This window comes from Bacteroidia bacterium (assembly GCA_039924845.1).
Lineage (GTDB): Bacteria > Bacteroidota > Bacteroidia > DATLTG01 > DATLTG01 > DATLTG01.
Genome location: JBDTAC010000048.1, coordinates 20,656 through 42,232, shown reverse-complemented (window position 1 = coordinate 42,232; position 21,577 = coordinate 20,656). Strand labels below are relative to the sequence as shown.

Annotated in this window: 21 protein-coding genes; 10 read left to right on the top strand and 11 right to left on the bottom strand. The window is 34.5% G+C overall.

Annotation, left to right across the window (positions count from 1 at the left end; genetic code table 11):
* From ABIZ51_05270 to ABIZ51_05255, 4 genes are all read right to left on the bottom strand, one after another.
* Nucleotides 1-741: hypothetical protein (locus ABIZ51_05270; protein ID MEO7088188.1), on the bottom strand; the 741-nt coding region annotated here is incomplete at its 3' end.
* A gap of 12 nt (nucleotides 742-753) precedes the next feature.
* On the bottom strand, nucleotides 754-1,566 hold the full coding sequence (gene kdsA / locus ABIZ51_05265) for a 3-deoxy-8-phosphooctulonate synthase (GenBank protein ID MEO7088187.1): 813 nt from the start codon (nucleotides 1,564-1,566) through the stop codon (nucleotides 754-756).
* Between the two features lie 3 nt (nucleotides 1,567-1,569).
* Nucleotides 1,570-2,793, bottom strand: a complete 1,224-nt coding sequence (locus ABIZ51_05260; protein ID MEO7088186.1) for a DUF5723 family protein — start codon at nucleotides 2,791-2,793, stop codon at nucleotides 1,570-1,572.
* A 44-nt stretch (nucleotides 2,794-2,837) separates the two neighbouring features.
* Nucleotides 2,838-4,445, bottom strand: a complete 1,608-nt coding sequence (locus tag ABIZ51_05255) for a hypothetical protein (GenBank protein MEO7088185.1) — start codon at nucleotides 4,443-4,445, stop codon at nucleotides 2,838-2,840.
* 101 nt (nucleotides 4,446-4,546) lie between these two features.
* On the opposite strand from ABIZ51_05255, the gene ABIZ51_05250 reads away from it, so the two are divergent.
* On the top strand, nucleotides 4,547-4,972 hold the full coding sequence (locus tag ABIZ51_05250) for a hypothetical protein (GenBank protein ID MEO7088184.1): 426 nt from the start codon (nucleotides 4,547-4,549) through the stop codon (nucleotides 4,970-4,972).
* Nucleotides 4,973-5,137: 165 nt separating this feature from the next.
* Here the strand turns inward: ABIZ51_05250 and ABIZ51_05245 are convergent, their stop codons facing one another.
* From ABIZ51_05245 to ABIZ51_05230, 4 genes are all read right to left on the bottom strand, one after another.
* A complete protein-coding gene (locus ABIZ51_05245; GenBank protein ID MEO7088183.1) occupies nucleotides 5,138-5,617 on the bottom strand; it encodes a hypothetical protein in 480 nt (159 codons plus the stop codon).
* A gap of 34 nt (nucleotides 5,618-5,651) precedes the next feature.
* Entirely contained in the window at nucleotides 5,652-6,557 is a 906-nt protein-coding gene (locus ABIZ51_05240) for a hypothetical protein (GenBank protein MEO7088182.1), read from the bottom strand.
* Between the two features lie 10 nt (nucleotides 6,558-6,567).
* Nucleotides 6,568-6,732 (bottom strand): hypothetical protein, encoded by a 165-nt coding sequence (locus ABIZ51_05235; protein ID MEO7088181.1) that lies wholly within the window; start codon nucleotides 6,730-6,732, stop codon nucleotides 6,568-6,570.
* A gap of 248 nt (nucleotides 6,733-6,980) precedes the next feature.
* A complete protein-coding gene (locus tag ABIZ51_05230) occupies nucleotides 6,981-7,607 on the bottom strand; it encodes a lipoprotein (GenBank protein ID MEO7088180.1) in 627 nt (208 codons plus the stop codon).
* 255 nt (nucleotides 7,608-7,862) lie between these two features.
* Between ABIZ51_05230 and ABIZ51_05225 the strand changes: the two genes are divergently transcribed.
* Nucleotides 7,863-8,126 (top strand): hypothetical protein, encoded by a 264-nt coding sequence (locus tag ABIZ51_05225; protein MEO7088179.1) that lies wholly within the window; start codon nucleotides 7,863-7,865, stop codon nucleotides 8,124-8,126.
* 21 nt (nucleotides 8,127-8,147) lie between these two features.
* Here the strand turns inward: ABIZ51_05225 and ABIZ51_05220 are convergent, their stop codons facing one another.
* Both ABIZ51_05220 and ABIZ51_05215 read right to left on the bottom strand, forming a co-directional pair.
* Entirely contained in the window at nucleotides 8,148-9,104 is a 957-nt protein-coding gene (locus tag ABIZ51_05220; GenBank protein ID MEO7088178.1) for a hypothetical protein, read from the bottom strand.
* A gap of 82 nt (nucleotides 9,105-9,186) precedes the next feature.
* Nucleotides 9,187-9,405, bottom strand: coding sequence for a hypothetical protein (locus ABIZ51_05215; GenBank protein ID MEO7088177.1), 219 nt, complete (start codon nucleotides 9,403-9,405; stop codon nucleotides 9,187-9,189).
* 189 nt (nucleotides 9,406-9,594) lie between these two features.
* Between ABIZ51_05215 and ffh the strand changes: the two genes are divergently transcribed.
* From ffh to ABIZ51_05190, 5 genes are all read left to right on the top strand, one after another.
* Entirely contained in the window at nucleotides 9,595-10,923 is a 1,329-nt protein-coding gene (gene ffh / locus ABIZ51_05210) for a signal recognition particle protein (protein ID MEO7088176.1), read from the top strand.
* Nucleotides 10,924-11,099: 176 nt separating this feature from the next.
* Complete coding sequence (locus ABIZ51_05205) at nucleotides 11,100-13,055, top strand: peptidylprolyl isomerase (GenBank protein ID MEO7088175.1); 1,956 nt, start codon at nucleotides 11,100-11,102, stop codon at nucleotides 13,053-13,055.
* Nucleotides 13,056-13,173: 118 nt separating this feature from the next.
* The gene (locus ABIZ51_05200; protein MEO7088174.1) at nucleotides 13,174-13,992 is read left to right on the top strand and encodes a hypothetical protein; all 819 of its coding nucleotides are present in this window, start codon (nucleotides 13,174-13,176) and stop codon (nucleotides 13,990-13,992) included.
* Entirely contained in the window at nucleotides 13,989-15,371 is a 1,383-nt protein-coding gene (locus ABIZ51_05195) for a peptidylprolyl isomerase (GenBank protein ID MEO7088173.1), read from the top strand. Before ABIZ51_05200 ends, ABIZ51_05195 begins: the two co-directional genes overlap by 4 nt.
* A gap of 13 nt (nucleotides 15,372-15,384) precedes the next feature.
* Complete coding sequence (locus tag ABIZ51_05190; protein ID MEO7088172.1) at nucleotides 15,385-16,359, top strand: AAA family ATPase; 975 nt, start codon at nucleotides 15,385-15,387, stop codon at nucleotides 16,357-16,359.
* A 44-nt stretch (nucleotides 16,360-16,403) separates the two neighbouring features.
* Here ABIZ51_05190 and ABIZ51_05185 read toward each other — a convergent pair whose 3' ends face one another.
* A complete protein-coding gene (locus ABIZ51_05185; protein MEO7088171.1) occupies nucleotides 16,404-16,877 on the bottom strand; it encodes a hypothetical protein in 474 nt (157 codons plus the stop codon).
* Nucleotides 16,878-17,087: 210 nt separating this feature from the next.
* Between ABIZ51_05185 and ABIZ51_05180 the strand changes: the two genes are divergently transcribed.
* The 3 genes from ABIZ51_05180 to ABIZ51_05170 all read left to right on the top strand — a co-directional run bounded on the left by ABIZ51_05180 (nucleotide 17,088) and on the right by ABIZ51_05170 (nucleotide 21,455).
* Nucleotides 17,088-20,429 carry a PKD domain-containing protein gene (locus ABIZ51_05180; protein MEO7088170.1) on the top strand — a complete coding sequence of 1,114 codons (3,342 nt, stop codon included), beginning with the start codon at nucleotides 17,088-17,090 and terminating at the stop codon, nucleotides 20,427-20,429.
* 84 nt (nucleotides 20,430-20,513) lie between these two features.
* Entirely contained in the window at nucleotides 20,514-21,059 is a 546-nt protein-coding gene (locus tag ABIZ51_05175) for a sigma-70 family RNA polymerase sigma factor (GenBank protein MEO7088169.1), read from the top strand.
* A 66-nt stretch (nucleotides 21,060-21,125) separates the two neighbouring features.
* Nucleotides 21,126-21,455: a hypothetical protein gene (locus ABIZ51_05170; protein MEO7088168.1), complete on the top strand. Its 330-nt coding sequence runs from the start codon at nucleotides 21,126-21,128 to the stop codon at nucleotides 21,453-21,455.
* Nucleotides 21,456-21,577: the final 122 nt, after the last annotated feature.

Genomic DNA, 21,577 nt, shown 5'->3' with positions numbered 1-21,577 from the left:
TGTTTGTTGTCCGGAATAAGCTTGATTGACGGTATCTCCAATAGTTTTTGTCCACAAAATACCACCCAAATTATTCGTGCGAATCAAATAAGAATTAAATTCTCCCGCTCCGAAAGAATTGGTAAATCCAGTAATAAAATAACCGCCATCTGTATTTTGCCAAACCGATCTGCCTTCGTCTTGTCCGCTGCCACCGTAGGTTTTCGTCCATAACGTATCGCCTATTGCATTTGTTTTTACGAGATACACATCTTCGTTTCCTTTGCCGTAACTATAGGTTCCGCCAACAATAACGTATCCTCCATCCGTAGTTTGTTTAACAGAATAAGCAAAATCCCAATTGGCTCCACCATACGTTTTTTGCCATTGGAGATTTCCGATACTATCTGTTTTGACAAGATAAAAATCATATCCGCCGGCACCAAAACTATTGGTGTATCCCGCAATGATATATCCATGATCCTTTGTTTGCTGAACACTGAAGCCCATATCAACATTGGTTCCTCCGTAAGTATGCTGCCATTTTACTTTCCCGACAGTATCTAATTTAAAAAGGTAAACATCTGAACTACCATATCCGATGCTGCTTGTAGAGCCCGCAACAATGTATCCGCTATCTAAGGTTTGTTGTACCGATTGCCCGTAATTATCGCCAATGCCACCGTCCACAACCTCAAACTTTCCTTGAGAAACACCTTTCAGTGAACAAAAAAGAAGCATCAAAAAAATAATTTTTCGCATGGCTTAAATGACTTAAAGAATTGCTTTTCTAATTTTCAATAATTGAACCAATAAATTTTCTAAGTGATCTAAATGTAACATGTTCGCTCCATCTGATTTTGCATTTGCAGGATCAGGATGCGTTTCCACAAAAATTCCATCTACACCTACTGCTATTCCTGCTTTTGCTATGGTTGCGATTAATTCTGGTTTTCCACCTGTAACGCCCGAACTTTGATTCGGTTGTTGCAAAGAGTGCGTAATATCTAAGATAACAGGCACTTTGTGTTTTTGCATTTCTGGAATGTTGCGATAATCTACAACCAAATCGTGGTACCCATACATGACACCGCGTTCGGTAAGCATAATGTTGTCGTTGCCGGATTGGCGAACTTTATCTACCGCAAATTTCATGGCTTCGGCAGAAACAAATTGTCCTTTTTTGATGTTTACAAATTTTCCTGTTTTCGCTGCCGCGATTAATAAATCGGTTTGCCTGCAAAGGAAGGCGGGTATTTGTAAAACGTCTACATATTCCGCCGCTAAAAATGCTTCTTCTGCGGTGTGAATGTCTGTAACCGTTGGCAAATCGTATTTTTCGCCGATAGCGCGAATTATTCTTAAAGCTTTTTCATCACCAATTCCGGTAAAAGAATCGATGCGGGAACGATTTGCTTTGCGGTAAGAAGCTTTAAAAATAAAAGGAATTTCAAGTTTGTCGCAAATTGCTTTTACTTTTTCTGCAATGGCAAAAGTAATTTCTTCGCCTTCTACCACACAAGGCCCGGCCAAAAGGAAAAAATTATTTTTCGAAACGTGTTTTATTTTTTTTATCTTTTCTATCATAAATCAATTAAAATATTTAACAAGTTTAACTTGCATTTCGCCACCGGTAGTGCTGTTTGGTAAAATAAATCCTTCGATATCGTTGCTCGCAAAAGTGAGCGTAAAATTATGTTTTAATTTCGCAACAATTCCTAAACCATAACTCATAAAACCGTATCCTCCGTAAGAAATACGTGTTGTCAGACAAAAATTAGGATTGAAAAAATAATTTCCGCCGATGAAATAACACATCGTATAATTGGCATTAAAAATATAATTAAAACCTTTCGTAAATTGAAACTTTCCGTAATTGGTAGTGCTCGAAACATCTAATGTAGCGGGCAATGTAGTGGAGTAGGCTTGCTTTTTTAAGGTAGTTAATTTTTTTAAAACACTGTCCTGTTGTGCCGCGGCAAAGGTCGCATTTTTCAAATCGTAAATATTATTTATTTGAAATCCTTCGTAATGAAAAAGAGAATCTTGTTGGTAGGTAGATGCATTTTTATTCCATTCAATGGCACCAATATTTGTTACGTGAATAGTGATAGAACCTTTGTGTTTATAAGTAATGTATGGCATATAGATAAACAAATTAAGTGCAGCACCAATGCCATTGACTGATCCGAATTTTTTCCGTGCAGTATCGGATTGATTCATCATCACAGACGTATTAAAATTAATGTATTGATCATTTATATCCGTGTACAATTGCGCTGTTTTAGCAGTAATAGACGTGTATTGTTGCCCGTTTAAAATAGCAATGCTGGCACCATAAAAAACAGCTTTGTTGGTTGTGTCTTCTGAAAAAAATATTTTTTTAACGATGCCAAATTCTACTTGTTGGTATTGCAATAAATTGAGATTGAAATTATCAAAATTGGCTGTTTTTCCTTGATATTGTTGATTCCCGTAAAAAGCTACGTTAAATAAATCGGGAGAAAATTGTGTGTCGAAATGCAAACAATTTTTAAATGCGACAAAAAACTTCTCTTCTTTTTTCTTGCTGTAAAATGTATAATAAGCACCTTCCTGAACATCGCCCCCAAAACGATTGGTGCTTTGCAAACGATTGCTAACAGCATCTTTCATCGAATTATCTAAAAAACCGTTTTTTAAAAAAGTGCCCAGAAAACGATTCGTAATGGCGTTTGAATTGTAATCGTAATTGCCGTAAAAACCGATGCTTGCTTTGATGCTATCGTTTGTGCGATTGATGTAAAGCGTGTCGAATTGAGCTCTTGCGTTCATGCCACAAAGAAATAAAATGCCGCCAAAAAAATATTTTTTCACATTCAATGCAATGAAATAGTATAATTAAAATTACCAGTTAGTTTTAAATCCAACGAATAATTGCTATATAATTTTATATACGTTGGTTTATTAGATGTATTGAAAACACTTTTGATAAATATCTTTTTTGTGTTTTGTAATTCGGTCAATTTTGCACTTGTTAAAGGAATGGAGGCTTGCGTTATCAAAGGCGCAATTACTTTATACAAAGCATTTACAGGCGCTGGATTAATAAAATTATTCGCGCAAAGCGAATCCGTAATTTGATTGTTTTGATTGAGCAAATACAATTGAACCTGCGCGCTGAAAGGAAATCCGTTGTTTGCCCACAAAATAAATGTGCCATTGTTGAGATGACTGTTTCCGCTTGCGGGCGCAAAATTAGTGGTAACGGTATCTTCTAATGTTAAGTTATTCGCGACAAGCGCGAGTGGAACTTGAATGTCGAGATTCGCAGAAATTGTATGTCCGGCATACATAAAATCGTTGCCGCCAGAAACATTTCCAAGTGGGTTGGTGGTGATTTTAATTCCGTATCCAAATTGATTCGGTAAATTACCAATCAGGCTCGTAATGTTCGAATTAGTATTGTCCATAGAAACCGTATAAACGCTTGTGTTTACAGGATTGTATGGATTCCCGGTTTCCGTAGCGCGATTGATATTAATGGGAGAACCGATAACAGAATTCGTTAATAAAACGGTGCTTCCAGAATGTGTATTCTCAGAAGAAAGCGTATTAATAACTGCGGTGGCATCTATTCCGAAACCATTGTTAATAGTAATGATCATGCTTGCATTTTGCAATTGAATATTTCCGTTACTGATGTGATTAAAAATATTAACCGCCGTAGTTGCTGGACCTACATTAAATATTTGTTGCCCGAAATATCCGCGTGCATACGAAGGAATCATTTGCTCAAAAGTATTATCAATAATAAGACTGTCAGCAGGATACACCGTTACGCCGCCTACTACGGAATTATCCACACTTGCTTGAAGATTAGTAGTAAGCGTATTAAATGTGTTTTCGCTTGGACCTTTCAAATCTATTTTATAACCCGCCAAACTATACGTGCCGTTATACACTCCAGGTGCTGAGTTTGTTGCCGCAGGCACTTGTACGGTGATGCTAAATGGAATTCCGTTTAATGTAGCGGAAGGAATCGAATATGTATAATCTGTAAGTGCTGGTACGTAACTTTTTATATCGAATTTTACATCACCAGATTGAATGGTAGCGTTGGTTAATTGCGCACCTCTCAAAGAATACATTGTTGTTTTTGTTTGATCCACGATTAATTGTCCGGGAGAAAAAGTATAACTGCCAGAAGGAAGATGGTAGCTATACGCCAGTGTAGTATCAGGAATATTCAATAAACTATCTACCTGAAAAGTGTACAAATTATTATTGTAAACAAGTGTTAGTGAACTATCGGTAGGACTCGATTTCAATAGCGTATCACTCATTAAATTATTAATGTTTAGCGACGTTTTTACAAGCGGAGCTGCCACGTTCATATCCCACGAAGGCTTTCCGTATTCACCATTGCAAGCAGTAAAGCAAGCAAAAAGTACCGTGTAAAAAAATATTTTTCTGAAAACCCTCATCTTTTATTGTTCTCCAAATATACATAAATAGCCATTCGGAAAATTTTTTTCCAAAAATCTCGTATCTTTGTTGCAGGAAATGTGTTGAAAAATTTAAACTTATGTTTACGAAAAAATTTTTTACTGCTTGGATTGTTTCCTCTGTCGTTATGTTCAGTGCTTTTTACCTATGGCACGGCGTACTGCTAAATGATTTATCTCATTCGCCTTATCCTAAAACTATTTTTTTAGCTGTTGCTTCCTTTGTTTATCTGATAATTGGTTTCGCATTAAACAGTGTATACGAATCTCGTTTGATGGAAAAATTTCCAAAAAAGCCACGTTTAAAAGGCTTGATAATAGGCGCTATTTGTGGCGCCATTATTTACTTTATGTCCGTAGTTATAGGCGTTTCTTTTAATGGAGGAATGACGCGGGTAAATGTGCTCATCAACATTACTTGGCAAATGGCAGAACAAGCTTTAGGTGGCATTAGTATTGGTTTTATACACGTTTCTGTTTTCAGGAGAAATCCTTTTGCAGGATAATTGATAGCTTCTTTTTTATATTTGAAAAATTATTTTTTTGAAGCTCTTTTTCCATCAAACATAAAAGTAGCACCTGCTTGCAAAACATAAGGACCGGCTATTGCAGTTTCCAAATGAAAAGCAATATGAGGATTCATCTAAAATAGTTTAAGTTAAATTTGCGTTTTATTTACCACTTGAAATATTAATAACAACTCTAAATCCGACATTGCTTTGTATATAATTCCAATTGGAATAAAGCTCAATTCCTATTCCAAAATCCTTCAGTGGTTTTCCAATAATCTGAATTGTTGTATTTATGCCAATAGTAGAAAAGTGGTTTCCGCTATCTGTTTTATCGCCCCACATATAAGCTGGACCGACAAAGCCACTAAGTAAATAATATCTCGAAAATAATCTATCTCCAATATCTAAATTAATGGTAGATAAATAAGGAGTTGTTGTCAAAATATTACCATTTATGCCAAGCTCAAAATACATTTTATCAATAGCGCGATTATAATCCAACACAAAATTAGCATCGTTGGATTTCGTTTTAAAAAAATCGGTTGATGCATTTCCTACACCAATATCAGTCCAATCAGTTGGATATTTTGAAGTAGTCGCATCTTTATCTTCTTGCGCATAACCAATAAAATGGGACAAATGAAGATAAATAGGAATATTTTTTTCATGTTTTTCATTTTTTTACAGCATAATCAAAATAATGAATTTCGGAAGGCATAGCATCTCCTTTTGGCAACAATAAATAGTTAAAAAAATATCCTAAAATTTGTGAACTAAAGCCAGACTTTGATGCTGTGAATTTCCTCAAAAATAATATTGGGTGATTGTTTTTTGTATAAATCTTACCAGTCCACCTTAGTCCCAATTCTGCATCACCACCGAAATAAAACGCCACACAATTATATTGACTGAAGTCGATAAAAGGTATTGGTTGTGTGCTATTAAAATATGATTCAAAACTCTTTTTATCGGTAAAAATAAGAGCTTGGTTATTAGGTCCTGTAGGATGTGTCGCTCGTATTGTTATAACCGAAACTGAATGCGAGGAGCCTGTTGAATCGGGAAGATTTTTGTCGTGAATTATAGGTGTCGTTTTTTGATTATATGTATAATTAATTGAATAATAAATTTTGGAAGGTAGTGTATCTCCTTTTTGCAGTAATATATAACTGAAATATTCAGCATGCATATTTGAAGTTCCTTTATTGCTGAAATTCAAAAAGATTATTTTACGATTGAATCGTGAAAAACTACCCATCCATTTTGGATTAGTAGATACCTTAGTTTCAGCACAAATTGTGATGCAATTAAATTTATCGAAATCAATAGAAGGAATAGCTTCATGTGAATCTAAACTATAAATGTATGTTTCAAAAGCTTCTTTATTTGCAAAAAAACGCGCTTCGTTCAAATGATTAATGTTAATTAGAGGATGCTTTTCAGTTACGATTGAAAGATATTGAAGGGGTTGCAAAACGTTTGCCATAGGAACGAGCAAGAATTTAATTTTTTGCTGTCCAAACGAATTCAACGACAGAAAAAAAAGAATAGATAAAAAATAAAATCTAAATGGTTTCATGGTACAGAAATTATTTTCTTGCTTTTAAATCATTTACTTGCTTTTGTAAATCGTCTATTTTTTTATTCTGCTGTATCATATACAAAGTAAGTTCTTCTACTTTTTTCAGTAACAATACCTGTGTATCTCCCAAATTATTTCCATTTTGAACTATCCGCTTTTTGTTTTTGTGCAAAAGCAGTTTGGCAAATTATTATTGCGAAAAGAAAATTTATTTTTTTCATTTGCTTAAATTCAACCCAAAGATAAAAAAATAAAAATTATTTTTTGGAGCTCTTTCTCCATCAAACATAAAAGTAGCACCTGCTTGTAAAACATAAAAAATTACAAATAAATAATTATTGCAAAAGCCGACTGAATTAGTGGAAAAACAACAGCTAAAATTAAAATTTCAGCTGTTGTAAAAGCCTATAATGCAATTATTTAGTATATTAATACTAAAAGAAGAATACTTAGGCAAACTAAGATTATAGCCAAAATGGCCAAGCCTTTGTATCTCCCATTGGAATTATGGCGTATTTCGCTCGTTTTTCTTATTGTTATAAAACATAAAATTATCGTCAATATCAATAACAGCAGTGCTGCACCAATGTTTCCCGCTACGAAAGAATATAGAAACAATATAGATGAAAGCAATGATAATCCACCAAAAAGAGGACTTAACCAAGGATTCTTAACTTCTTTTTTGCGTACAGAGTTTATTGGGGATTGATTTGATTTTAATGTATCTCCAAAAAGACTAAAAGGCTTCATTAATTTTGGGAAAAACACTTTTCCGATTGATAAATTTTTGGGAACAACTTTCTCGTTTTTTGATGTTGATATGCTCAAATTATTTTTTTTAGTGATTGCTTTTTGAGATTCAAAAATGTTTTTTTCAGAAATATTTTTCTGTATTTCAGGTTTTGATTTTTTAGCACTCTGAACAGTAGCTATATTTTTAGTTCTTGTGTTCCAATCAATGTGATAACCCGACAGATATTTCCGTTTGCTGATGGAGCAACTTGCCAACAAAGCAATACTTAGAAAGAAGAAAAATATTTTTTTCATCACCTTATTTGCTTTTAACAATTTCTACTGTTTTTTTATCATCCTTAGTTGTCATGGTACAAATATAGGTTCCTGATGCTAAATTAGAACTATTAAATGTAATAGCGTAAGAACCTTGATTGTAAATCTTACACAGAATCAAATGTAGAACACATATTTAATATTCCAAATCTAATGATAATTATTTTTAGTAAAAAAGGGTTATAGGTTTGTAAGTTTTAAGTTTATAGTGTTTTGCCCGCCGTCATTTGTTTGATGAAGCATGTACACCGTGTGATGACGTATGTTACTCGTGTGATGAAGCATATACACAGTGTGATGACGCATGTACACTGTGTGATGGAGCATGTCATTTGTTTGATGGCAGATGTTACTCGTGTGATGGCACATGTTACTCGTGTGATGGCAGATGTTATTTGTTTGATGGCAGATGTTACTCGTGTGATGGAGCATGTACACTGTTTGATGGAGCATGTACGGGTCTGTACAATGAACTGTGTCAAAAAAATATTTTTATGAAGCTGTACTTCATAAAACAAATTACTTCGGCTTTCTAAAAGTATAACTTAGCGTGAGTATGCCAATTCCGTATGGTTTGGATGAAACATCTGCAGAAATAACATTTTGAGGAAGGTAATAATCCCATTCAGGCACAATGGAAAAATGTCCGATAGTATATGTTATCGGCAATGAGAATTCATAATTTAAGGTACTAAAAGCAGTGGGAGATTTTACGGGATTATATGTATATCCTTGTGTATTTTCGGCTTTCTTTTTAAAATATTGATCGTAAGAATTTTGCGTTCCGCCTTCCCAGCTTATTTTTGGTTCAATGTCTAATTCATCTTTTTTCTTTTTCCGAAAAAGGTGATCTATTTCAAATAGATGAGAAATAGCGTAGATTAGAGAAAAATCGCTAAGTGAATTATTCTTTTTTTTAGCTTTCGATTTTATACTTCCAAAATCAGATTCTGCGGTGATGGAAGTATAAATTATATTAAAATCGTAACCTGTTTCGCCGATAATCGAATTGTCTAAAACCGAATTTAATTTTGGCGTTTGAGAATTATAAAATTGATGCGCATAAGCGATGGAGCCATCCCAGCTATCTGTAAAATCAAAATCCCAACCGGCAGTTAAATCTTTTTCATCCCAAATATTATACTTTCCCAATAGTCGGGTAATTGTGAATCCGCAGTTAAAACCAGACAAAGCATTGTATGTAAATCCAGGTTCAGAATAAGGTAATTTACCGTTGATTCTTCCTTTTACAACGCTGTTTGTGCCGTATTCATTTTGAAAAATAAATTCACGGTATTTGATGTCATTGTCGGCAGTATCCGCCGCCGCTGAAGTAGTGTCTTTAGGTGTTGGAAAATAGAAAGAAGAATATAAATGATTCCGATTGGATGGATGTGAAAAAGCGCTAGAATTACCGCAAATAAAAATAAATACGCTAAAAGCAAGTCCTGAAAAAAATATTTTTTTACGATTCATTTTTTATAAAATTTTATCAAAAGTATAAAAAAAGAACTCCTTCGCATTTTGCTAAAGGAGTTCTTTTTTATCTGACAAAAAATTACTTTTTGTCTCCACCTTTGTGGTGTTCGTGATGACCATGGTGGTGTTTGTGGTGTTCTCCTTTGTGTTTTCCATGATCTTTGTCCTTACCATTGTCTTGTGGAGCAGTGGTAATCGTTTTGGATTGAGTTTGAGTTTGTGCCGCAACAGAAACATTTGATTGAAGCATACATACAGCAAATAATGCTGCACATACAATGGAAAGATTTTTTTTCATAATTGTTTTGTTTTAAAAGGTGTAGATTAATTTTTTTACAAAAGTGCATTGGTCATTATGAATTTAAAATGAAGTTCAAAAAAATATTTTTTCAAACCTTAAATTCTTCCACATATAATCACTTAATTGCTATGTAAAAAATCACATTATTTTTTTACTTTTGTGCTTCTCAAAAAAAAACAATAAAAAATGTTTGAAAATTTAAGCGATAAGTTCGATAGGGCATTTAAAATCCTGAAAGGACAAGGCAAAATAACCGAAGTAAACGTTGCAGAAACGCTGAAAGAAGTGCGCAGAGCTTTGTTGGACGCCGACGTAAATTATAAAGTTGCCAAAACATTTACCGATACCGTAAAAGAAAAAGCGCTCGGACAAAATGTTTTAACGGCTATTTCGCCAGGACAATTGATGATAAAAATTACGCATGAGGAATTGGCAAAACTCATGGGCGGACAAAAAACAGATATTAAATTAGGTGGAAATCCGACCGTTATTTTAATGTCTGGGTTGCAAGGGTCTGGTAAAACTACTTTTACAGGTAAGTTAGCCTATCATCTTAAAAATAAGCGAAATAAGAACCCGCTGGTAGTTGCGTGCGATGTGTATCGTCCGGCAGCTGTGGAGCAATTAAAAATACTTTCCGAACAAATTGGTGTGGATGTTTTTTTCGATATCGAAAGTAAAGATCCAGTAAGCATCGCTAAAAAAGCCATTCAGCAAGCAAAAGCAAACGGGAATACCGTCGTGATTATTGATACCGCTGGTCGTTTGGCGATGGACGAAGCCATGATGAACGAAATTGGTGCCTTGAAAAAAGCTATTGATCCAGATGAAATATTATTTGTGGTGGATGCAATGACTGGTCAAGATGCAGTAAACACAGCCAAAGCATTTAATGATCGTTTGGATTTTGACGGAGTTATTCTTACCAAAATGGACGGTGATACGCGTGGTGGAGCGGCGCTTTCGATTCGATCGGTTGTAAATAAACCGATTAAATTTGTGGGAACGGGTGAAAAAATGGACGCGATGGATGTTTTTTATCCAGAGCGGATGGCGGATCGTATTTTGGGAATGGGCGATGTGGTTACGTTGGTGGAACGTGCTCAAGAGCAATTTGATTCGGAAGCGTCACGGAAATTGCAAAAACGCATCGCTAAAAATCAATTCAGTTTCAATGATTTTTTAGCACAAATGCAGCAGATTAAGAAAATGGGAAATATCAAAGATTTGGTGGGAATGATTCCTGGAATAGGGAAAGCTGCGAAAGATATAGACATCAAAGAAGACGCATTTACAGGAATTGAAGCCATTATTTATTCGATGACTCCTTTTGAGCGCGAAAACCCAGATGTATTGAGCGGAAGTCGTAAAAAAAGAATTGCGGATGGCAGCGGGAAAACGATTCAAGATGTGAACAAATTAATGAAGCAATTTGAAGACACACGAAAAATGATGAAATTGATGTCGAATAAACAAAATATGATGAAAATGATGAAAAATATGCCGAAGATGTAATTTTACGGTTTGAAAAATTATTTTTTTGAAGTCGTTATTTTGACTCAAAAAATGGTCTCGAAAAATTATTTTTTCGAACGTTAAATTTTGTTAAAAAAAAGGTAGTGTATTATTAATTCACGACATCCAAAAAGATTTAATTACATTTGCTTCCCTTAAAAAAAACAGAAATAAATATGAACAAAAAATTAATTATCGGTAAAATATTATTGCTTTCAGTAGCAACTTTGTTTTTAAATAGTGTTTCGGCACAAGACAATGATCCCGTTTTGATGACCATCGCTGGGAATAAAATAAAAGTGTCGGAATTTGAAACGATTTATAAAAAAAATACGCCAAAAGATTCGCTGAATAATAAAAATTCCGTCAATAATTATTTGAATTTATTTGTGGATTATCGTTTAAAAGTTCAGGAAGCTGAAGATTTAGGGATGGATACAACAACGGCATTTAAAACAGAATTAGACGGATATCGGAAACAACTTGAAAAACCTTATTTAACTGATAAAAATACCGATACCAAATTGGTGGAAGAAGCCTACGATCGTTTAAAAAAAGACATTCGTGCAAGCCATATTTTAATTCGATTGAACGAAGACGCACTTCCAAAAGACACATTAAAAGCGTATATGAAAATTATGGAAATACGCTCCAAAATATTAAAGGGAATGTCTTTTGATGAAGCAGCTCGTGAATATTCCGAAGATCCATCTGCAAAAACAAATGGTGGCGATTTAGGCTATTTTACAGCCTTACAAATGGTATATCCTTTTGAAACAATGGCTTACAAAACAAAAGTAGGCGAAATTTCGATGCCGGTTCGCACTCGTTTTGGTTATCACATTATAAAAGTGAACGATATTCGTCCTGCCGAAGGAGAAATTCATGTGGCGCACATTATGATAAAAACGTCTTCTAAAATGAATCCAGAAGATTCGTTAAAAGCGAAACAAAAGATAGATGAAATTTACCAAAAACTTCAAAATGGAGGTAATTTCAGTGAATTGGCAAAACAATTTTCGGACGATAAAGGTTCTGCACCAAGAGGTGGAGAATTACCTTGGTTTGGAACCAATCAAATGCCTCCTACATTTGAAAAAGCAGCTTTCGAATTGCAAAAAGACAGCACGTATTCAGAACCAATCAAAACACGTTTCGGATGGCATATTATTGAGCGTTTAGGTAAAAAAGAGTTGGCTCCTTTCTCAGACATGGAAGCAGATTTGAAAACAAAAATTTCGAAAGATTCTCGTTCGGAAGCTGGGAAAACAGTCTTTATTGCAAACGTGAAAAAGAAATACGATTTTAAACAAAATTTGAAATTGCGTGATGAATTTTACAAAGTAGTGGATTCTACTTTTTTTGAAGGAAAATGGGATGTTGCAAAAGCAAAAAAATTAGATAAACCGATGTTTAATTTACAGAAAAAAGAATTTACACAAGCTGATTTTGCTCGGTTTTTAGCAGATCACCAAGTAAAAAGAGCAAAAACGGATTTGAAAATAGCGGTCAATATGATGTATGATCAATTCGTAAACGACAATTGCGTGGCGTACGAACAATCGCGTTTGGATGAAGAATATCCAGATTTTCATGCCTTGATGCAAGAGTATAAAGATGGTATTTTATTGTTTGAATTAACCGATAAAAAAGTGTGGACAAAAGCCATTCAAGACAGCGTGGGCGCGAAGAATTTTTATGAGCAAAACAAAACAAAATATATGTGGAATGAGCGAGCAGACGCTTCTATTTACACGTGTTTGGACGAAAAAATCGCGAAAGAAGTAAAAAAAATGTTGAAGAAAAAAGAAACCGATACTGCTATTTTAGCGAAAATAAACAAAGACTCACAATTGAATTTAAAAATTGAAAGCCAAGTTTATCAGAAAAAGGAAAATCCATTAATAGATGCCAATTGGAAAGAAGGAATTTCTGAAAATACCAATGTAGATAAAAACGTGGAATTTGTAGATGTACACAAAATAATTAAACCAGAACCAAAATCGTACGAAGAAGCGAAAGGTTTGATTACGGCAGATTATCAAACGTATTTGGAAAATGAATGGATTACTTCATTGAAACAAAAATATACTGTGAACATCGATCAAAAAGTGCTTTCATCCATTCAATAATAGATTTAATTTTTACACAATAAAAACAAAAGCCTGCCGTTTTTTGCAGGCTTTTGTTCATTTAAAAAAATATTTTTTGAAAACCTTTTTTATCTCTTCTTTTTGTTGTTCGCTGCTTTTGAGTTCTTGTTCGTATTTTAAAAAACAGGAAAAAAACACGTCGAAAATTTTAGCAAAAGTTTATACCACTTCACTTTATGAAACAGATGTTGCGGGAATTGTTCCAAAAGGTATGGCAGCAGCAGATAGCATTGTATTAATCCGTAAGTATGTAGATAATTGGGTGAGAGAGGAATTATTGATTCATCAAGCTGAAACCAATTTGCCCGAGAATAAAAAAAATGTAGATAAACAATTACAGGATTATCGGAATTCCCTCATTACCTATGCCTACGAAAAGGAATTGATTCGCCAGAAATTAGATACTTCTGTAACGGATGCCGAAATTGAAAAATACTACAACGACAATACAGCCAGCTTTTTGTTAAAAGATAATATTCTTAAAGTTATTTATGTAAAAGTAAAACACAATGCGCCGCAACTTGATAGACTTCGTAAATGGTATAAATCAGACAATATTAAAGATCGTCAATCGCTCGCCAATTATTGTTATCAATTTGCCGAAAATTATTATTTAGACGACAATACGTGGTTGTTATTTGATGATATTCTAAAAGAAATTCCCATCGAGACATACAATAAAGAACTATTTTTACAAAATAACAGATTTGTAGAAGTAGCGGATTCAGGAAATTATTATTTTTTGAATATCAAAGGATTTAAAATTAAAGACAGTACATCGCCTTTAGCTTTTGAAAAAAATAATATCCGAAGCATAATACTTAATAAACGAAAATTGGAATTAACAAATAAAATGAAAAACGATATTTATCAAAACGCCTTGGCGGATAAAAAAATAGAAATCTATACGAAATGAACGCAAAAAAAATATTTTTTAGTAGTCTTTTAATTTTTTCGACAATTTTTGCTGCAAAAGCACAAAACAGTCTAAAACCTCAAGATGTTGATAAAATAATTGGAATTGTGGGCAAGGGAATCGTGCTGCAATCCGAAGTAGAAACACAATATTTGCAATTAGTTGCACAAAGTGCCAGCGTAACACCTACCACGCGTTGCAAAATATTCGAAGATTTATTGTACCAAAAATTATTGCTCAACCAAGCGGAAAAAGACAGCTTAACTGTTTCGGACGAACAAGTGGATGCGGAACTAACCAAGCGGATGGATTACTATATTTCGCAATTTGGATCGCAAGAAAAATTTGAAGCTTTTTATGGCAAATCTGTGGATGAATACAAAGCGGATTTGAAAGATAAAATTCGTGATTTGTTATTGGAACAACAACAACAATCAAAAATTACTGCCGACATCAGCGTTTCTCCACTCGATGTGCGCGATTATTTTAATACCATCCCGAAAGACAGTATTCCATTTATCAATGCGCAAGTGGAAATTGGGCAAATTGTAAAAAAGCCAAATATTACATCCGCAGAAAAAAAAGTGGCTTTCGATAAAATTACTGAATTACGAAAAAGAGTGCTGTCGGGAGAAGATTTTTCTACGCTTGCCGTACTTTATTCGGATGATCCTGGGTCTTCTAAAAATGGTGGAGAATATAAAAATATTCAACGTGGACAATTTGTTCCGGAATTTGATGCCGTAACTTTTAATTTAAAAGAAGGTGAAATCTCCCCTGTATTTGAAACACAATACGGATACCATTTTGTGCAATTAATTAAACGCAGAGGCGAATTTGTAGATTTACGTCATATCCTAATTGCCCCAAAAGTAGACCCAGACGACATGTTAAAAGCAAAATTATATTTAGACAGCATTAAAAAAATTATCACAAAAGATAGCCTTCCTTTTTCCGAAGCCGCTATGAGGTATTCCGACGACGATGATTCCAAAAATGATGGTGGTTTAATTATGAACATGCAAACAGGATCCACTAAATATGATATGGATCAACTGGGACAAGTAGATCCGAATTTAGTCTTCAGTATTGATAAAATGCAACCTGGAGATATATCAGACCCAGAACCAATGGCAACAAAAGATGCCAAACAAGCTTATCGTATTTTGTATCTCAAAACTAGGACGAAACCTCATAAAGCCAATTTGCAAGACGATTATCAAGCAATACAAAACCAAGCACTTTCCGTTAAACAACACAAAACAATCAACAATTGGATTAAAAGTAAATTAACGGATACGTATGTTCACATAGACGAAGATTATTTGGATTGCAAATTTGATAATCCATGGAAAAACACAACCATAGCCGACAAATAAACACTCATAGAACATGAATTATAAATCAGATGTGGAAGCGGTAAATGCTTTTGTAAGCAAATACAAAGAATTAAATGCGGAAATCCGCAAAGTCATTATTGGACAAGAAGACACTGTAAAAAATGTATTGATTGCCATTTTCAGTAAAGGACATTGCTTATTAATCGGTGTTCCTGGATTAGCAAAAACACTTTTGGTAACAACCATTGCTGACACGCTCGGCTTGTCTTATAACCGAATTCAATTTACACCAGATTTAATGCCGTCTGATATTATAGGAACGGAAATATTAGATGAAAATCGCCATTTCAAATTTATCAAAGGATCTTTATTTGCCAATATTATTTTAGCCGACGAAATCAATCGTACTCCTCCTAAAACACAATCTGCTTTGTTAGAAGCCATGCAAGAAAGAGCTATTACAACTGCTGGAAAACGCTATGTACTTGAGCATCCTTTTTTTGTATTGGCAACGCAAAATCCCATTGAGCAAGAAGGTACCTATCCTTTACCGGAAGCGCAACTCGACCGTTTTATGTTTAATGTTTGGTTGGATTATCCAACCTATTCTGAAGAATTACAAGTAGTAAAAAACACCACTTCCGATCATAAAATGAGTTTAAATAAAATTCTCACAAACGAGGAAATTATTTATTTTCAAGAATTGGTACGCCGAATTCCAATTACTGATAATGTATTGGAATACGCTGTAAAATTAGTTGCCAAAACGCGCCCTGAAAGCGAATATGCGACAGATGAAATTAAACAATATCTTTCTTGGGGAGCAGGTCCGAGAGCCTCGCAATATTTGGTTATAGGAGCAAAATGCCACGCCGCGCTTTCTGGAAAATATGCACCAGACATTGAAGATGTGCAAGCAGTTGCCATTCCGATATTACGTCATCGCATTGTGCGAAACTACAAAGCCGAAGCTGATAATATTTCGGTAGAAACATTGATTAAAAATTTGTTGCAGAGTAAATTTTAACAGAAACTAAAAAAATAGCTTTCAAAAAATATTTTTTCAGCAAGCTAAATCAATTTCATTTTCTCTCTCAACCAATCCATTGCTGCTTTTTCTGTTTGAAATAACTGAGCGGGTACAGGAGGTTTATTGAATTTGATGTAAAAATTCCCCATTAATTTATTGGCAAGCGAATTTACTAAAATAGCTTGTGCCAAAATGTTCGGGTATAATTCAGGCAAAGCACCATAAGCTCTGGCTTCTGGCGAAGCAGAAATAGTTGCGCGAGCATCTATTAATACAGCATATTTTTTCCCTTCTGTAAGCATTAAGGCGGCTTCGTGCTGTTCCTTTACTTGAGCCACGTCCACTATGGCATTTTCATTCATTTTCACAATAAGTATTCCATCGTCGTTTAGTGAAACAACTCCAATACTTATTTCTATTTTTCGAAGAATAGATACCACGGAATAGCAATTTATTTCGATAAAGGTAGTAAAAATATAGATTAAAAATAAAATTGACTCAGTATTTTTTTTCATAGTTATTTGAGAGATGAGGAATAATAGGTTTCTGAATAAAAAAAGTGCTTTGAAAAAATATTTTTTCGCAACGTATTATTTCCAATTAAATTTCATCGTTCAAAAAAATAATTTTTCGAACGATTCTTTATTTCTACATACTTATTTTTAAGGATCTGCGTTCTTTTTCAGATAAGAAAAATAATGTGTTACTAAAAAATAGGAGGACGTATGAAAACAAGCATTTTTCAAAAACAAATGCAATCGACCAAGTTGGTAGCATTGGCAGTATTTATTTTATTTTTTTCTTCCCAAAAAATTTTCGCAATAGATAAAACAAGTATAAATAGCGGAAATTGGTCTTCAGCAACAACTTGGGATCCCGCAGGTGTACCATCAGCAAGCGATAATGTAATTGTTAAATCGGGAACGACGGTAACGATGGACATGAGCGCAGCCGTTTGCCTGTCATTATTGATAGAAGGCATCGCCGAATGGAAATTAAATAAAACACTTTTTGTGGGAACAGGCGGCGCCATTTTAAACGGCGGAATGCTCACCGTTAACGGAACGCTCGGCACTTTGGATGTTTCGGGAGATTTGCGCGTTATAAACGACACTTCCGTGATTAATGGTGTTAATTTAAAAATAAGCGGTGCTACCATTGTAGATGCTGGAGCGGTTGTTAAAATAACTTCTACGAGTGGCGCGAAACAAATAACGGATTTAATCATCAATGGAACTTGGGATTGCACCGTTAGCGACAGTTGGCAACTGTCTGGAAATTTAATTTTTAACGGAACGGATTTTATTTCGGGCGGCGGAACGTACACGTTTACAGGAATCAATAAAAGCATTAGCGGGAAACCAATTGCCATCCAAAATATTAAAGTGGATGTTGGCGCAGTGTGCATAAATGCTACTTCGCTCGTAATAACAGGAGGTTTGACGGGCTCCGGAATTTTTTCGCAAGGAATAAATAGCGTATTAAATATCAGCACACAATCTGCAAAATTTAATGTAAGTGGATTTAATTCATCTGCTGCAGGAAACACTGTTATTTATGATCGATTGGGCGTACAAACCATTCACAAACCAGACGATGGAGCTTATTATAATTTAGGTATTTCTGGAAATAATATCAAAACAACTTCGGGCACTTTAAAAATAAATGGAAACCTAAATATACAAAGCACACTGGATGTTTCCACGAGCAACGATTCGCTAAAACTGGGCGGTAATTGGCTAAACACAGGTTCTTTTGTAAAAAGGAAAGGCACCGTTATTTTGGATGGAAATTCTTCTCAAACAATTACAAATACGTCTGATGAGTTTTTTTACAATTTGACTTGTGCAGGAAACGGAACAAAAATTCTTACCGGAAATATCAATGTAGACAGTACTTTTCAAATAAATGCAGGAAATAATTTAGATGTCAGTAATTCCTTTTACGCTATTACCTTGAAAGGAAATTTTATAAATAAAGGTGTTTTTAAGGCACAAAAAGGCACTGTCATTTTTAACGGAACAGGCGCTCAAATAATAGGCGGAACAAGTATTACTTCTTTTTATAATATTATTTTGAATAATTCTGTTGGGATAAATTTGACAAATTCAGAAAATTTAATCGGAACTCTAACGCTGATGAAAGGAACCTTTACAAGTACAGGGCAAAACCTTACATTAATTTCTGATGCTGCTGGAACTGCAAGTATAGCAAGTATTCCGACGGGCGCTAATTTTGTCGGAAATATTACGATGCAACGTTATTTACCGCCCGGACAAACAGGTTGGCGTTTTCTCGCATCTGCGGTAAGCGGCGCAACACTTCAGCAATGGACAAATTGTTTTTACACAACAGGTTTTGTTGGATCCAACGATCCTGGAAATGCTTTCGTTTCTATTTATACATATAACGAATCTGCTCCAGGAGTTTTTTCCAATGGCTACGTGGGCGCAACAAATACCAGTAATTCTATTTTAAATACCGGTGGATATTGGTGTTACGTGGGTCCAACACCTTTAACAATTAAAGTTACAGGTCCGCCCAATAAATTAACGCAAACCTTCTCTCCAACTTATACAGCAAGTGGGGGCGCATCGCAAGACGGATGGAATATGATTTCGAACACGTATCCTTCCGCCATTGATTGGAATGCTGCGAGCGGTTGGACGAAAACAAAAATCAATAACGCCATTTATATTTGGAATTCTCAATTGCAGCAATACGCCAGTTATGTGAGCGGAATCGGCACAAATGGAGGAAGCAATATTATTCCTTCTTCGCAATCCTTTTGGGTGCAAACAAATGGTAGTAGTCCGAAATTGGTGATGACAGAAAATGTAAAATCCTCCAGCAATAAGCCTTTCACTAAAATAGAAAATAATCATAATGTGCAATCGCTCAGTATTCATTTACGAATTAATGGAAATTCGTACAGCGACGAAACATTTATTTTATTTAATAAAGAGGCAACAATGGCTTTTGATAGTTTGTTGGATGCCTATAAAATAGTTAGTACAAGTACGGCAGTTCCAAGCATTTCATCGCTTTCGCAGAATGCAGATTTTTCAATAAATAGTATACCAGAACTCGATTCCTCACTCAGCATTCCCTTGCGAGTAAAAGTAGGTACATCTGGAACGTACACAATTAGTTCTGATAATTTGACAAATATTCCGAAAAATTCTTGTTTGGTTTTAGAAGATCTCTTGACAGGAATAAAAACCGATTTGAAAAATACGAACACTTATTCTTTCACGATTTCTGACACGACAAATGCTCCGCGATTTTTACTTCACGTAAGTGCTGGAATGGAAACCAAGTATTTTCCGACAGATTGCGAACACGCTACAGCTCTTGTTAATTCAAATGGAAACGGCACATTTATCTTTACGTGGAAAAATAATTCCGGAATTGTTTTAAAAACAATTACAACAACAAATACTTCGGATACGCTGGCGCATCTCACTTCCGGAACATATTACGTTACCGCAAACAATCCCAATTTTATCTGTGGAAGTATTACTGATACAATTACAATTCCAGCACAGACGCCCGTACTTGCTGAATTTGATGCAAACAGCGACACGAGTTATTTCGCAATTGGTCACTCCATTTCATTTAGTAATTATTCTGCCGGTGCGAATTCTTTTTTATGGAAATTTGGCGATGGAAATACAGATATTAATTTTGATTCGCAGCACACTTACAACGTCGCCGGAATTTACACTGTAACGTTAATTGCATCCAACGAAAACTGCGAAGATTCTATCCAAAAAATAATTACTATTTTGGATAATTCAACAGGAATAAAAAGTATCAATCCGCTTCAAAATTTAGTTAAATTAGTAACGACGCCAAATGGATATTACTTGAATTTTTCTTTCCAAAACCTTTCAGACGTTATAATTAGCGCGATCAATATGTTGGGACAAAAAATTATTTCTGACGAGGAAATAAAAGTGCAAAACAACAATGTAAAAATTAATTTTTCGCCAGCTGCAAAAGGGATTTATTATATCAACGTCCGAAAGGGCAACCAAAATATAGGTTTTAAGGTGGTTCAATAATTTGGTTCACTTGGGTGATATTTTCATAATTTTGGTATTATCTCCAAAGGAGATATTTTTAACCACATTTAATTGATACTGATTATGACAAAAAGTCCAACTTTAAACGACGACAACAACATTCTTACAGCTCTTCGAAACAAACAGGAAAAGTATTTCGAAATTCTTTATGTCCAGAATTATCCTATTGTTAGAAAATTTATATTGAACAACAGCGGCTCTGAAAACGATGCAATGGATATTTTTCAGGAAACGATGATTGTGTTGCTGAAAAATATTTCTGAAGAAAATTTCCAATTAACAGCTTCTTTAAGCACTTATACCTGTGCAATAAGTAGGAATCTTTGGCTCAAAGATTTGCGTAACACCAAGCATTTTAGAAATACACAATCGCTTGATTTTGTTAGCGAAACTGATTTTATTACTTCACAAGATGAAGAGCAAAAACCACTTGATAAATTGATGAAACAAATATCAGAACATTGTCAAAAATTAATTAATCGAATCTTTTTTCAGAATAAAAAAATCAGCGAAATAGAAAAAGAATTTAATTATTCAAACACTCATACTGCTCAAAATCAAAAATATAAGTGTTTGAAAAAGCTGAAAGAAGAGGCTTTCAAAAAATAATTTTTTGTTGATTGGGTGATTTTATTTCGTTTGTGGTATAAATAGGTGAACTAAAAAAATATAATTATGAAAACCATGAAAAAATTAATGTTGATGTTTGCTTGTACTTTATTTATGACTGCAACATCTTTTGCACAAAGCAAAACAAGCACTGAAAAAACAGCCACCAAAAAACATGCAGTTGTTTATGTATGCCCGAAATGCGGCACAACAAGCGACAAATCGGGAGAATGTATGAAATGCCATGTTAAAATGTTAAAAGAAGGCACTTATTACTGCCCAATGTGCGGTGCTACAAGTAACAAAGCTGGCGAATGCAAAAAATGCCATAAACCAATGGTAAAAGTTGCTGCTGGTATGAAGGACATGAGTATGTCTGACAAAAAGACAATGTAAAATTTTGTTTTGGTTTGTTAATTTCAAAAGCCCACAATTTGTGGGCTTTTTTAACAGAATTTTTTTTAAGATTTGCTTTTAAAATCCCAACTTGCTTTTCAGCATTCCAATTTTAGTTCATT

What these genes read in the sequence shown, in the direction of transcription:
- kdsA (MEO7088187.1), bottom strand. Translation starts at nt 1,566, where the DNA reads ATGATAGAAAAGATAAAAAAAATAAAACACGTTTCGAAAAATAATTTT.
- ABIZ51_05260 (MEO7088186.1), bottom strand. Translation starts at nt 2,793, where the DNA reads ATGAACGCAAGAGCTCAATTCGACACGCTTTACATCAATCGCACAAAC.
- ABIZ51_05255 (MEO7088185.1), bottom strand. Translation starts at nt 4,445, where the DNA reads ATGAGGGTTTTCAGAAAAATATTTTTTTACACGGTACTTTTTGCTTGC.
- ABIZ51_05250 (MEO7088184.1), top strand. Translation starts at nt 4,547, where the DNA reads ATGTTTACGAAAAAATTTTTTACTGCTTGGATTGTTTCCTCTGTCGTT.
- ABIZ51_05240 (MEO7088182.1), bottom strand. Translation starts at nt 6,557, where the DNA reads ATGAAACCATTTAGATTTTATTTTTTATCTATTCTTTTTTTTCTGTCG.
- ABIZ51_05230 (MEO7088180.1), bottom strand. Translation starts at nt 7,607, where the DNA reads ATGAAAAAAATATTTTTCTTCTTTCTAAGTATTGCTTTGTTGGCAAGT.
- ABIZ51_05225 (MEO7088179.1), top strand. Translation starts at nt 7,863, where the DNA reads ATGAAGCATGTACACCGTGTGATGACGTATGTTACTCGTGTGATGAAG.
- ABIZ51_05220 (MEO7088178.1), bottom strand. Translation starts at nt 9,104, where the DNA reads ATGAATCGTAAAAAAATATTTTTTTCAGGACTTGCTTTTAGCGTATTT.
- ABIZ51_05215 (MEO7088177.1), bottom strand. Translation starts at nt 9,405, where the DNA reads ATGAAAAAAAATCTTTCCATTGTATGTGCAGCATTATTTGCTGTATGT.
- ffh (MEO7088176.1), top strand. Translation starts at nt 9,595, where the DNA reads ATGTTTGAAAATTTAAGCGATAAGTTCGATAGGGCATTTAAAATCCTG.
- ABIZ51_05205 (MEO7088175.1), top strand. Translation starts at nt 11,100, where the DNA reads ATGAACAAAAAATTAATTATCGGTAAAATATTATTGCTTTCAGTAGCA.
- ABIZ51_05195 (MEO7088173.1), top strand. Translation starts at nt 13,989, where the DNA reads ATGAACGCAAAAAAAATATTTTTTAGTAGTCTTTTAATTTTTTCGACA.
- ABIZ51_05190 (MEO7088172.1), top strand. Translation starts at nt 15,385, where the DNA reads ATGAATTATAAATCAGATGTGGAAGCGGTAAATGCTTTTGTAAGCAAA.
- ABIZ51_05185 (MEO7088171.1), bottom strand. Translation starts at nt 16,877, where the DNA reads ATGAAAAAAAATACTGAGTCAATTTTATTTTTAATCTATATTTTTACT.
- ABIZ51_05180 (MEO7088170.1), top strand. Translation starts at nt 17,088, where the DNA reads ATGAAAACAAGCATTTTTCAAAAACAAATGCAATCGACCAAGTTGGTA.
- ABIZ51_05175 (MEO7088169.1), top strand. Translation starts at nt 20,514, where the DNA reads ATGACAAAAAGTCCAACTTTAAACGACGACAACAACATTCTTACAGCT.
- ABIZ51_05170 (MEO7088168.1), top strand. Translation starts at nt 21,126, where the DNA reads ATGAAAACCATGAAAAAATTAATGTTGATGTTTGCTTGTACTTTATTT.